The organism is Neorickettsia sp. 179522, assembly GCF_001593535.1.
Classification (GTDB): Bacteria; Pseudomonadota; Alphaproteobacteria; order Rickettsiales; family Anaplasmataceae; genus Neorickettsia; species Neorickettsia findlayensis.
Genome location: NZ_LNGI01000001.1, coordinates 1 through 12,325, shown reverse-complemented (window position 1 = coordinate 12,325; position 12,325 = coordinate 1). Strand labels below are relative to the sequence as shown.

The 12,325-nt window shown below is 38.3% G+C and carries 12 protein-coding genes; 5 read left to right on the top strand and 7 right to left on the bottom strand.

Annotation, left to right across the window (positions count from 1 at the left end):
- Positions 1 to 26: 26 nt before the first annotated feature.
- The 3 genes from nuoL to AS219_RS00050 all read right to left on the bottom strand — a co-directional run bounded on the left by nuoL (position 27) and on the right by AS219_RS00050 (position 3,370).
- Positions 27 to 1,985 carry an NADH-quinone oxidoreductase subunit L gene (gene nuoL, locus AS219_RS00060; protein WP_067978405.1) on the bottom strand — a complete coding sequence of 653 codons (1,959 nt, stop codon included), beginning with the start codon at positions 1,983 to 1,985 and terminating at the stop codon, positions 27 to 29.
- Between the two features lie 278 nt (positions 1,986 to 2,263).
- Complete coding sequence (nuoK, locus tag AS219_RS00055) at positions 2,264 to 2,563, bottom strand: NADH-quinone oxidoreductase subunit NuoK (protein ID WP_067978402.1); 300 nt, start codon at positions 2,561 to 2,563, stop codon at positions 2,264 to 2,266.
- Positions 2,564 to 2,800: 237 nt separating this feature from the next.
- On the bottom strand, positions 2,801 to 3,370 hold the full coding sequence (locus AS219_RS00050; protein ID WP_067978400.1) for an NADH-quinone oxidoreductase subunit J: 570 nt from the start codon (positions 3,368 to 3,370) through the stop codon (positions 2,801 to 2,803).
- Positions 3,371 to 3,571: 201 nt separating this feature from the next.
- On the opposite strand from AS219_RS00050, the gene pgsA reads away from it, so the two are divergent.
- On the top strand, positions 3,572 to 4,120 hold the full coding sequence (gene pgsA, locus AS219_RS00045; RefSeq protein WP_067978396.1) for a CDP-diacylglycerol--glycerol-3-phosphate 3-phosphatidyltransferase: 549 nt from the start codon (positions 3,572 to 3,574) through the stop codon (positions 4,118 to 4,120).
- Between the two features lie 62 nt (positions 4,121 to 4,182).
- Positions 4,183 to 4,425: a hypothetical protein gene (locus AS219_RS00040; RefSeq protein ID WP_231861782.1), complete on the top strand. Its 243-nt coding sequence runs from the start codon at positions 4,183 to 4,185 to the stop codon at positions 4,423 to 4,425.
- Between the two features lie 75 nt (positions 4,426 to 4,500).
- Here the strand turns inward: AS219_RS00040 and AS219_RS00035 are convergent, their stop codons facing one another.
- A complete protein-coding gene (locus AS219_RS00035; protein WP_369814138.1) occupies positions 4,501 to 5,775 on the bottom strand; it encodes a phage portal protein in 1,275 nt (424 codons plus the stop codon).
- Between the two features lie 93 nt (positions 5,776 to 5,868).
- On the opposite strand from AS219_RS00035, the gene AS219_RS00030 reads away from it, so the two are divergent.
- On the top strand, positions 5,869 to 6,348 hold the full coding sequence (locus tag AS219_RS00030; protein WP_067978391.1) for a RuvX/YqgF family protein: 480 nt from the start codon (positions 5,869 to 5,871) through the stop codon (positions 6,346 to 6,348).
- Positions 6,349 to 6,361: 13 nt separating this feature from the next.
- Positions 6,362 to 7,393 (top strand): extracellular solute-binding protein, encoded by a 1,032-nt coding sequence (locus AS219_RS00025; RefSeq protein WP_369814137.1) that lies wholly within the window; start codon positions 6,362 to 6,364, stop codon positions 7,391 to 7,393.
- A 41-nt stretch (positions 7,394 to 7,434) separates the two neighbouring features.
- On the opposite strand, the gene AS219_RS00020 is transcribed toward AS219_RS00025, so the two are convergent.
- Positions 7,435 to 8,427: a hypothetical protein gene (locus AS219_RS00020; RefSeq protein ID WP_231861781.1), complete on the bottom strand. Its 993-nt coding sequence runs from the start codon at positions 8,425 to 8,427 to the stop codon at positions 7,435 to 7,437.
- 312 nt (positions 8,428 to 8,739) lie between these two features.
- Between AS219_RS00020 and AS219_RS00015 the strand changes: the two genes are divergently transcribed.
- Complete coding sequence (locus tag AS219_RS00015) at positions 8,740 to 10,083, top strand: sensor histidine kinase (protein ID WP_067978386.1); 1,344 nt, start codon at positions 8,740 to 8,742, stop codon at positions 10,081 to 10,083.
- A 20-nt stretch (positions 10,084 to 10,103) separates the two neighbouring features.
- On the opposite strand, the gene AS219_RS00010 is transcribed toward AS219_RS00015, so the two are convergent.
- Positions 10,104 to 11,486 carry a hypothetical protein gene (locus AS219_RS00010; RefSeq protein ID WP_067978384.1) on the bottom strand — a complete coding sequence of 461 codons (1,383 nt, stop codon included), beginning with the start codon at positions 11,484 to 11,486 and terminating at the stop codon, positions 10,104 to 10,106.
- 65 nt (positions 11,487 to 11,551) lie between these two features.
- Positions 11,552 to 12,325, bottom strand: a 774-nt coding sequence (locus AS219_RS00005) for a ParB/RepB/Spo0J family partition protein (protein ID WP_231861780.1), incomplete at its 5' end; no start/stop codon positions are given.

Sequence of the window (12,325 nt, the reverse complement as noted above, 5' to 3'; positions counted from 1 at the left end):
CCACAAAACTAAATCGCATGTAACGATCAGGCGACGAAAAATAAAAACAACATACCCAGGAGAAAAAAGAGCACGGTATGGTATAGAAACCCAGCTTGCAACGTCAGAACGCCAGACGAAAGTTTCTGTGAAATCCTAGCGAGCAATGTCGGCACGAGGTCAATACACTCGACGTCAATCACTTTCCAGAAGAACCTACTACACCGCGTTAATGGACCAACAAACAACATTCTATACACTTCGTCAAAGTAAAACCCACAACTCAGGATCCTTTTGAAAAAGTTCGGAACAACACTATTGCGATTAACTAATACAAACCCGATTAAGAAAATGCACGTTATCACACCTAAATAAAAATTCAAAAGAAATGACAAGAGTGATAAACAAACGAATATTCTGGAGAAAGAAACTCTTCCACCACCAAGAACAAAAACAAAAAAGAAACCAGCCAAAGCAAAAAGCAGAGGAAGGAAATGCATCAACCCATGCACTTCTACAACTTGCTGGAAAATTAAACCAGTTTGCATCCAAAATGATGAGTTTACCAAAAGCTTCACCCCAAAATAACCAGAAACGAGTGAAAGGAGGACCAGCGGCACAAGGGGCAAAATCATGCTTACAGAAGGGGCATGAAACTTCTTAAGACTGAATTTCTGCTCACCGAAAAATACCAACATAAGCAGTCTACACGAGTACACAGAAGTACAAAAAGCTGTGAGTACTAACAAAATAAACGGAACCTCTGCGTGTGAGAGGGAGGAAATTATTAAATCCTTTGAATAGAACCCAGCAAATGGAAAAATTCCACATAAGGCAAGACTTCCTATAAACATCATGCAATAAGTGGAAAAAACCTTATTTTTCAATGCACCCATTTTATGAATGTCTTGTTCCCCACCAATGGAATGAATCACGTTACCGGCACACAAAAAGAGCAGTGCTTTAAAAAAAGCATGTGTGGATAAATGAAAGATAGCTAAGCCATATGCCGATGCACCACATGCAGCAAACATATACCCAAGCTGACTACAAGTTGAGTATGCTATAATTCTCTTTATATCATCCTGACAGAGTGCAACCACAGCCCCAAAAGCAGCCGTAGATACACCAACCCACATAATTATATGCCTGACCAGTTCAGCGCACTCAAATAAAGGAGACAACCTCGCCAGAAGAAATACACCAGCAGTAACCATGGTTGCTGCATGGATAAGTGCCGATACTGGTGTAGGGCCCTCCATTGCGTCAGGAAGCCAGGTATGCAAGCCAAGCTGAGCGGACTTACTCATGCAACCAATAAAGAGCATTGAACAGATAAAAGTGATAGAATCAAAACCCAAAATTGTTTCACCTGAGTGCAAACCAACTTCCGAAATAATTTTCTTTAACTCTAGTGTCCCAAAAATTTTGTATACTGAGAAAATTCCTATTAAGAAGCAAAAATCTCCAACTCTGTTTACAAGAAAAGCCTTCATAGAAGCAGCATTGGCAGACTCCTTCCTGAACCAAAACCCTATAAGGAGATAGGAGCAAACTCCAACGCCTTCCCATCCCAAAAAAAGCTGCAACAAATCCCCTGCGGAAACAAGAGCAAGCATGGCAAAGGTAAAGAGGGAAAGGTACGCGAAAAACCTGGACTTGCAAGGATCTTTCTTCATGTATCCGATTGAGTAACAGTGCACGACAAACGAAACGGTATTAACAACTACGAACATCAGCACCGTTAATTTGTCTATGTTCACCCTAAAAAGGGTTTGCAATGACATAACGGAAATCCACTCAAAAAGGGGAAGTAAAAAAGCCTCACCATCTTTAAGCGTGAAAAATAGACTCCAAGAAAAAACTGCAGCAAGACCAATCAAGAACGAGCTCGATAGCTGTAAAAAGATTGATTCCCTACACTTGACAAAAAAACAACATAACAAACATGACAAAAGTGGCAGGAAAACTATCGAATAACCCAACATACGCAAAATGTTCGACACTTAATTTAGAGAACACGGATAAGCGCACAGAGACTTACCCAAAGAGAGTAAGAATATGCACCACTCCTCAGGGCGGATAATCAACTATTATAGATAATGAATCCCCAAAGTAAACTCAAAAAGGGAGTCCAAAAAACTAACCACAAAGTAGGACACTATAATGAAAAATAAGTACATCAATATTCTGAGCTGCCACGGTTCTCTATTCTTACACTATAGGACTTCCTAAAGTTCAAAACAAACAAAACTTACCGACACAATAAAGAAAAACAATGAGCTCAATGCCCCAGTTTGTCGAGCTTTTTTATATCCACATTTCCGGCTTTTTTGAAATACAAAACAACTACCGCAAGTGCCACCGCAGCTTCAGCAGCAGCGACTGTAATCACCAGGATGGAAAAAACTTGTCCTCCTATAGCGTTGGAAGAAGCACTACAGAAGCTAAGTATTGCACCAAGTAACATAACTTCTACTGCTAAAAGCATAGTAACTACGTTCCTGGTTGAGATTAGCACACCAAAAAGTCCGATAGAAAAGAAACAGCTAGAAACAAAAAAGAGCGCAAAACTAGGACTCATGAGACTCTACGTAACGGAAACACGATAAGTCTAACAAAATCCTATATGATTTGACACCTAAGTAAGGCAAAATCAGGGGAAATTTTCTCAATACGAGATATACGAATGGACGTGCGTTTTCACATTGGAAGGCCTAATAGCGTCTCCACATTGGAAAGCTTAATAGAATGAACCGTGGTCGAGTGACGCAAAACCAAAAAATTGCTCAAGTCCCATCTGTGAAAACTTAGTAGTGGATCAGTCGTAATTTACACCCTTCCCTGAAGGTACATTTAACAATCTCACAACAGAAGACCTAGAAATTTGTTCTTTCACTATCTGGAATTTAGTGCCGCTTTTACTTGGCAAAGCAATACTGATTGCCGCCACCATCGCAAATAAAAGCACTACTCCCGAAAGATGAAAAAGATATACATAATCCGTATAAAGCACAGCCCCTATATCCTTTATGCTTATGTAAGTACGTTCCTGTTGTATGTCGTCATGTGAGGCCAGAAGGAAAAAAAATGGAAGTAATGCTATAAAAAACAGACTCAGGTATCTAGCTACGGACGTCTCTACACCCTTCTTGAAATCATCTGCATTGAGCATCATGACAACAAACAGGAATAAGATCGCTATTGCACCAACGTATACAACAAGCAGCATCAGCGAGATAACCTCTAAGCCAGATACTAACAGAAGCACCGAAGAAGTAAAAAAAGCAAGGACTAAGTACAAAACCGCGTGCACAACATTTCTACACGAAACAGCCCTAAAGGATGAAAAGATTGCAACTAGTACAAGCAAAAAACAAAGTATGTCCATTTATTTTTGCACACGAACATGGTACTTCTAGCACGTGTGGCGTATCCATTGCAATATGAGGTAGCAAGCCTGGGATGGATATAGGTGTACGCAAAGAAACCGATAAAATTTACTATCAAAAACTTTCAAGATTGGCAATTAGGTGGTAGGGTTTGGGGCTGTTAAGGAACCTTTGGACCATTCTTTGTTGCAATTTTCTCTATGAAGGACCTTCCTAACCTACTTACTGTTTTAAGGATAGCGATAATCCCGGTATTCTGCTTAAGTTTTTACATTCAATCTAGATTCTCTTGGGTGATAACGGTAGGAATTTTTTCAATCGCAAGTCTGACGGATTTTTTTGACGGGTACCTCGCTAGGATGCTAAAGGCTCAATCAAAGTTTGGAAAACTCCTTGACCCGATAGCCGATAAAATGATTGTTTCCACTGCTATCGTTATGTTGGTACATATGCAGTACATAACGGGAGCCCAACTAATTCCTGCAATCATGATCATTTGTAGAGAGCTTTTCATTTCTGGACTCAGGGAATACCTCGCTCGTGACAGTGTGGCATTTCCTGTAAATAGATTTGGTAAACTAAAGACGATATCCCAGATGGTTGCTATACTCCTCTATCTCTTAAACAAGGAATGGATCCCAGATATTCTCCCGACGTTTTTCATATGGATAGCTGGTCTAACTAGTGTGGCATCAGCATATTTGTATCTTCATGAGAACAAAGAAGAACTACTAAAATCTCTTAGTTAAAAACTGCTGCCCCAACCCCAATTATCTGCCCTATAATCAGGTCGTGATTTTTGGATAGAGAAATGAACATATCGAATTTGGTGGCATTTTTATCAAAGAAGAAATCTCTTTGGATAATTATTATTTCTGTGTTGTTCGTAGTTTTTCTAGAAATACTGCACATAACGATAGGGATCGACCTAACCGGTGATAAACTTCCTGATATACACATATTGAAAACACCATCTTATCTTGGGATAGACTTGGATGGAGATAAAAAAGCAGACTATGTTCTTGGAGACATGGTGGAACCACGCAAAGACTAGGAAATAAAACAGCAAATCAACCTTGGGGTTGTTTAAGGTGAAATATTCCTTAAATCCCCAAGTTCCTAAAACATATTACTGTTCAAAATTTTTGTTGCGCTCTGCTATTTCGTCTTCACCTTCCATAGTGGAATAACCAAAGACCTGCCTTTTTTCATTGATTGTCAAAAAAGATGCTTTTTCTATACAATCCCAAAGCCTTTCTCTCTTCTTAGACAGCGCCTCTATACTGTCTTTTTCATACGCGAACTCCAAATTGTCTCCAAAAACCGGAGCGAGCCAAACATTCAAGCTATGGACTATTTCATCGAGTATTGGGAGAACTGTTTCTTCCCATAGAGATAGTCTAGCTTCTATTAAGTTGCTGTAGGTATTGTCTCCTGGTATGCCGAGTAATTGTGGTGGTACACCAAACGCCAACGCTATTTCTCTTGCAGAATTGTACTTACTTTCAAGGAAATCCATTTCCTTTGGAGAGATACTCATCTCTTTCCACTCGATTCCTCCTTCTACGAGAATAGCCTTACCTGCATTTTCAGCCCCGGAACAATTTTCGAGTTGCCTACTTAAACGTATGAATTGTTCATGCGGCATTGGCTCCTTAGACCTGGATATAAACGCCCCGCTAGGTCTGGCACCATTTTTGAGCATAGCTTGGTTCCAAAGACTAGCCTGATTATGCTGATCTATACTGTACATTGCCGCCTCTACTGGTGATAGTCCATACCAATCGTTGTATGGATGAAAATTCTTTATGTGTAAAACATCGCAGTCTCCTGTGATTTTGTTCATGTAATATTCCCTTTCGTAGTTTCCAACTTTGTATCTGTATCCCAAAGGTAAACAATCACTTCCTGGTATAACCGTGACCCTATCAGGTCTTAGAAGGTGCAGTTCTTTTGGTAAATTATTCCCAATCTTAAGAAAATATAAATTCCCGCTAATGAGCTTGTACGTAACAGCATTTTTTATCAATGTTACTCTTGACATATTAGGATTAGGTTCGTTTAATAGCTCATTGAGCGGATGCGAGACCGAGCAACGTTTCTTCTCCGTCCCACTACATTCAAATAGTTGTATAGGAACAGAAGAAGCAGCCACTGCTACTATACTGATTGCACGTGAGGCGATCACATTTCTTATGTACGCTTTTTGGGCAAATGCGCTGTAGTCTCTCCCGCTCCAGAGTTCTGTATACGTGCTGTATAGACATTCACCTCCTAATTGGGTTCTACTACTGCGGCAAGCTTTGCTTCTTGATTTTTTAAATATTTTTGTTAGCATCTGTCCTGTGACGTCTGGGTTGACCTCATAGATACACGCTAAAAACCTTCTACGGAAGCAATTCATGTGTCTTCGCATATTGGAACTTCTGCATGGTAGGCTTTTAAATCGCTTTTTTTCAGTAGCCTGGAGTTGCTTTTAGTCGAGTACCAGTAAGAAATGATAACCTTCGACCTGCAAAAATTCTTGAATGCTATTGGAACAGGGAGGGTTGTATCCATTGATCCTGGAAAGCGTACCATAGGTGTTGCGGTCAGTGACCCCGAACTTAGGTATGTACAGAACTATTTTCAGTTCACTTCCCGGGGGAGAGGTTCTGATGCCTTTCATATTATGGAAGTCGTTTCGGATTTTTCAGGAATAATTCTTGGAACCCCGTTTTCGCACACTAGGAACAATGGGTGGTTACATTCTATAGACAAATTTGCTCAAAAATTAAGTGAGGTAACTAAGAAGCCTATCCTTATGTGTGATGAGTCATCGTCAACCAGTGAAGTGATGGTCTTACTCAGTTCTCTTTCCAGATCAAGGCAAAAGAAGTGGAAAGATAAAATCGCTGCCTGTTGTATTTTGGAAAAAACGTTATGTACAATCATGCACTACAATCTCTGCAACCAGAGGAGGCTCGACAGTGTATAAAAAACTGTATTACTTGATACTAGTAGTTCTAGTAGGCGTGCTATTTTTTCTTTATAAAAAGCCTGCTCCAACAGGAAGTAAAGCCACCCAACAAAAGGAGAATATTGTTAACATTTATTCTTCAAGGAAGGAGGAAATGGTAAAAGAAATTTTTGCAGCCTTCACAGAGCGTACCGGTATAAAGGTAAACTATATTACGGACGATGCGACAAAGTTAATTTCAAGAATGAAGAGTGAAGGAACTAACACGTCAGCGGATGTTTTTTTGGCAGCTGATGTAGTGAATTTAGCTCTAGCAGAGTCTGAAGGACTCCTCGAATGTGTATCCTCTACCATATTGGAAGATGCATTGACACCAGATCTGAGAAACTGCTACTGGTTTGGACTAACACGACGCATGGCAGTCATAGTTTATTCGAAAGAAAGAGTTGATCCATCTGATATTAGGGACTACGAAGATTTAGCTGATCCCAAGTGGAAAGATAGGCTTTTGCTCAGATCATCTAATTCTCCGTACAATCAATCTCTCATAGCATCTGTAATACTTGCCAATGGTGAGGAAAAAGCCGAAGCATGGATAAAAGGTGTCATTAGGAATATGGCTAGACCACCATATGGAGGCGATACCGATCAGATTAAAGGCGTTGCATCTGGAGAAGGAGACTTGACTGTAGTAAATAGCTACTACTTAGCTAGGATTCTGTCGTCAAACAAGGAGGCATATAAGAAGGTTGCGCAGAGAGTGGGCGTGGTATTCCCGAATCAAGGCAACAGAGGCACATTTGTAAATATAAGTGGCGCTGGTGTTGCGAAAAATGCGAAGCACAAGGAGAACGCAATAAAGTTTCTCGAGTATATGGTAACTGAAGAAGCACAGAAACTATATGTCAGTAAGAACTATGAATACCCCGTTGTAACATCTGTTGAGATCCCGGAAGTTTTAAAAAATTGGGGAGAATACAAGATTGATTCGTCAAGTCTCTCGAAGATTTTTCCGTATATGTCAGAAGCTGTGTACATGGCTGACCAAAATGGCTGGAAGTAGTTCCTGTTAAAAGTAAAGAAAGCAACACTGAAGAACGGGCCCTAGTTTTGTTTGTTGCCAAGAAAAAACTCTACCGCTTCGGATGCTGAGTTTACTGCGTTTGCAGTTGTAAATGTTCCGGAGCCAGACATGACAAGATACTTCCCTTCTAAGCTATTACCACACTTAACAATCGGCAAAGAATTATATGAAAAATTTCTTATACAGTTTCCGTCAAGTAGAGTTACTTCTTTTTCGGGGAATAAGTCCTTTATAACTTTCTCGTTTCTTTTCACAAACTCCACATTTGAGTGACCTTCACTACAGGTTGATCCCTTCCACATACAGCCAGTACCTACAACGACAGCCTTTTCTCCACCCTTGAAGCCATAACTCTCAGACTTAGTAAAACTATTACAGGAAACAGGAGTATAATTTTGCCAAAAAGTCAGATTTGGACCAACGTAGTTACTGTATTTAAGGGGATGTTTGAGATTTACATCATGTACAAGATGCCATGAACCAATAATTGGCTGTGTTAATTTTCGTAAATTGAAATAGTCATTATAACCAAAAAAGTTGGCCTCAATGGCAATAAAGTAGTTTTTTCCATGAAAAATTTTGCCATGTGACGAAATCATGTATTTCAGTTTCTTAGTGCTGGTGAAATCCACTTTTGAAATTTCAGTATCATAAAAAAAACTAACTCCGTTATTACTTAAGAAGTTCTCAATTTTTTTGCAAAACTTAAGAGAATTAAAACTAAATCCATCACTTTCAAAAGAAATATTTCTTCCATAAATTAAATTCCACTCCATGTCATCAATTTTTAGTGCCTGTGTGATATGCTCGCCCTTTTCACAGTAATTGGATACACCATAGATACCCTTAACCAAATCAATATCTACAGCAAATTCTGGATAATTAGATAAAAATTCCTTCCACAAAAGGGGACCTCTGAATGCTAAGTTTTTTAATTTGTAATCTAAATTTTGATAAAGAAAACGCCCTTCTAGAAGCCGTTTTTTTAGCCAATATTTTTCTTGTGTTTTCAATGACCTACCTATTTCGTTCCACCCACCTAAAACAGCTCTTCTCGAAAGAGTATTTAAATGAAATCTTGAAAGTAGATTTGTATATTCGGATGCACTGACATGTCTAAATCCCACTTTTGAGAGCGAAGAATGCTTTGACATATCAGATGGACTTTTTGTAATAAATGCTATGTTGCTTTTTTAGTGTTATGTAAAATCAGAAAACAGAACAAAAAGGATTCTATTCCTCCACCAACTACTACGTAATCGTACATCTCTGTGATTTAAATAAAAAGTTATATACTTTAATCGCTAACTTGATCGCTGCTCAAAATGTTTAACTATACAAAATCGTTTATCCTGATTGTAGTAACAATACTACTGACTTCTTTTCTTGGATACATGAAAACAGAGAAAAGCCTTCTCGAAAGCAGTATAGAAAGAAATGCAATAAATATTAGAAATATTTTTAATAGACTAATATGGGAAAAATACTCCTTTATGCTTGAGATGTATAATTTTGAGCCTACAAGGATGCATAAAAAGCCACAATTCATGTATTTTGAGAGCGAAGCAAAGTTACTTTTTGAACCACTGGATGTTATTCAAGTTGAGATATTTTATAGAGGAGAAACAAGAGTTTTCAGTCTCAATAAATATTTAGAACATACACATCACGTATACAGTCATGATCTAAAAAACAATATTTCCTCCACTTCTACCGACAACGAGGGAAATATAGTGGTAACAGTGGCCTTGAATCCTGAGGAAAATCCCCCATCAGTTATTGAAATTACATACAATGCAAAGAGCCTCATAAGGCCTTTCAGAGTTATGTGGATAGGGTTCACACTTATCGTATTGCTCATTTGTTCATCCTTATTTTTCTGGAGCGTGATGAAAATCAGGGAAAGCTCTAAGGTCCTGAATGAACAGTTTTCAATAAATACGAAACTAAAAAAAGCTAAAGAAAGTATAGAAGAAATAAGCTCTCAAAAATCACAATTTTTAGCAAATGTTAGTCATGAACTAAAAACACCTTTAAACGCAATAATCGGTTTTTCAGATCTGATACGCACAGCAGAGGTGCTTGGTAACGAACATAGAGAATATGCAAATGATATCTATTATTCAGGGAACCACCTGCTGAATTTAATCAACGATATCCTCGATTTTTCAAAGTCAGAGTTAAACAACTTGGAGATAAAGCCAACATTGTTTGATTTAGTACGCTTGACCGAGACTTGTATCAGAATGACAACAACTAAGAGAAAAAAGATAAAGATAGTGAAGAGTTTCTTTTCAAATAAGATACTTATCAAAAGCGATCATAAGAGGGTAAAACAGGTAATCCTAAATATCCTTTCGAACTCGATAAAATTTACGAATGAAGATGGCTTAATAAAAATTTCCATAATCAGATTACCTTCAGAAATTGAAATCAAAATTTCGGATAACGGTGTTGGCATACCAGAAAAAGATATAGCAAAGGCACTTTCTGTATTTGGTCAGTCAAATACAGAACTCTCAAGAAAATATGATGGAGCTGGAATAGGATTACCACTTAGTAAAAAGCTGGTAGAGTTGATGGGTGGAGCATTCGAGATCGAAAGCAAAGAAGGAAGCGGAACCGTTGTAAAAATAAGGCTTCCGTATATAGAAAGCAACGCCGCTTAAAAGCTAAATTATCTGACTATTCATTGGAGATTCCTAGTCGCAACCCTGCAACTAGGAGGAACAAAAGTACACGATCCAATACCGGCTTCAGAAAAACCTGAGGACCTAAGATCCAATCCAAGAGTGGAGATACCAGGTATTTTTTTTCCTGTTCCATCAGGTACGATACTCTTTTCACGCTCCTCAATTGCAGCTGCAAACGCATCTTTATCAAAGGAAATTATCTGATCCATACAATGCGTAGGTTCTACCTCATCACCGAGCAAAACACGGAAATCATCTCGCATCTCACAAAAGGGCTGTTTAAACAGGAATAAAGATGCCTGAAAGTAATCCGTGTTTAGAGTCAAAACTCCAATAACGATGCTTGCGAGTACCTGAACAGAAGAACAACATACATTAACCACTCCCCTTACTACACTCAAAAGGGCACCAAATCCTATAGATAACGAATCAAGTAAAATGGATATACTTCTTTTAGATTTTAACTCTTTCTTTTCAGAATTCGACACCTGCAGGGAACCACTTACCGTCCCAGTGTGTTTGTCATCTACACAATCCAATCCAAGAACGGCACTTTTTATGTAAGTAAGTGTCCCCACAAGAAACATCTTGCGAGAAACATCTAAAACAGTTTTGTACAACCCAATGTATTCTCTTCTTTTATCCGGACGCATCAGAGGTAGTCCAACGAGCCCAAGAGTCAAAAAACTATAGGAAAGAAGAAGGAAAGATAGTGGTAAGACGAGTCGTGTTACTACACCAACTAGTACTTTAGAAACTAACCCCAATGAAAGATAAGAAGTGTATTTTACAATCAGAGTCGCCGTATAAACGGGAAGAGAAATAAGTGTACATATGAGATTGATGCTTTTATCTCTTGGATCTCTGACAACAGGACTAAATGCTTTCACCGGACCACTGAAATGCATTTCGACATTCCCTGGATTATTATGTTGCTCACTTGAAATACTGTTATCTGGATCTAACCAAAGACCATAAACTGCTGAATTTCTCCTTGTAGTTGTTATTATTCCTTTATTTAATCCCTTTATTTCATATAGTGTCCTTCCTGCAACGGTCTGACCACCTCCTATTTTAATTTTTTCAAGTGTATACGGCTCACCACCGATTGAAATCTCAAGTTTACCCCTGGAAGATCTGCGTGCAGTACTGCTGTCAATATCATTCAAACTAGGAATTTTAACTACCCTATCATTACAGTAAAAGTTTCTCTTCGTTGATAAGACAAACTTCTCAGCTTTTGAAAACCTACTTGCAGTATCAGTGATAAATATTCTTTTGAAAGAAGAGTAATAGAAACCAGCTGAAGTTTTCCACTTTTGGTTTTCCCCAAAAAAGAGGTGTTTTAATTTTACAAAAGGTCCTTTACCGTAGAACATTATTGAATCCAGACCAACTACATTTACAGTGGATCATATGTTACCACAATCCTAAATATGTTTCATTAACTTAGTCTCTCCAAGATATTCTGGAGTTCATCTAAATTTTTGAAGGTAATTTTAACATTTCCGTTTTCCTTTTCACTATCGGTTATTGTCACTTTCATTCCTAACCTTTCTGAAATTTTGTTTTCTAACATACACAATTCATGACTTTTCTTGTTCACATGTGAGTTCTTTTTTTCACGCGCATCTTTTAGGAGGCTTTCGACCTGCCTTACACTCAACGAGAGACGAACTATCTTTTCTGCTATTTTCTCGCTGTCTTTCACGTTCATTAGTAATTTAACGTGCCCAAGCGAGATTTTATTTTCTTCCAAAAGCTCTTTTACTCTTTTTGGCAAAGAAAGTATTCTAAGGTGGTTCGTTACATGAGACCGACTCTTACCAACTATACTTGCCACTTCTAAGTGCTTGTAATTAAATTCGTCGATGAGTCTTTTGTATGCTTCTGCTTCCTCCAATGGTGTTAGATCTTTCCTCTGTATATTCTCTATTATCGCAACCTGAAGGGAACTCTTATCTGTAAAGTCCCTAATGATTGATGGGATCGTTTCTTCTCCCAAGTTTCTCATAGCTCTAAAACGTCTTTCACCAGCAACTAGTTTGTATCTTTCACCAAATTTTCTAACTATTATTGGTTGTATCAAGCCATTTTGTTTTATAGATTCCTCCAACTCCGCTATAGACGCCTCATCGAAAACTTTACGAGGCTGAAAATCATTTACATCTATCTCACTTAACTTTAAATAAACGATGTTCTCCTTTAATCCCATATC

What these genes read in the sequence shown, in the direction of transcription:
- AS219_RS00015 (WP_067978386.1), top strand. Translation starts at nt 8,740, where the DNA reads ATGTTTAACTATACAAAATCGTTTATCCTGATTGTAGTAACAATACTA.
- pgsA (WP_067978396.1), top strand. Translation starts at nt 3,572, where the DNA reads ATGAAGGACCTTCCTAACCTACTTACTGTTTTAAGGATAGCGATAATC.
- AS219_RS00035 (WP_369814138.1), bottom strand. Translation starts at nt 5,775, where the DNA reads ATGAATTGCTTCCGTAGAAGGTTTTTAGCGTGTATCTATGAGGTCAAC.
- nuoK (WP_067978402.1), bottom strand. Translation starts at nt 2,563, where the DNA reads ATGAGTCCTAGTTTTGCGCTCTTTTTTGTTTCTAGCTGTTTCTTTTCT.
- AS219_RS00030 (WP_067978391.1), top strand. Translation starts at nt 5,869, where the DNA reads ATGATAACCTTCGACCTGCAAAAATTCTTGAATGCTATTGGAACAGGG.
- AS219_RS00040 (WP_231861782.1), top strand. Translation starts at nt 4,183, where the DNA reads ATGAACATATCGAATTTGGTGGCATTTTTATCAAAGAAGAAATCTCTT.
- AS219_RS00050 (WP_067978400.1), bottom strand. Translation starts at nt 3,370, where the DNA reads ATGGACATACTTTGTTTTTTGCTTGTACTAGTTGCAATCTTTTCATCC.
- AS219_RS00010 (WP_067978384.1), bottom strand. Translation starts at nt 11,486, where the DNA reads ATGTTCTACGGTAAAGGACCTTTTGTAAAATTAAAACACCTCTTTTTT.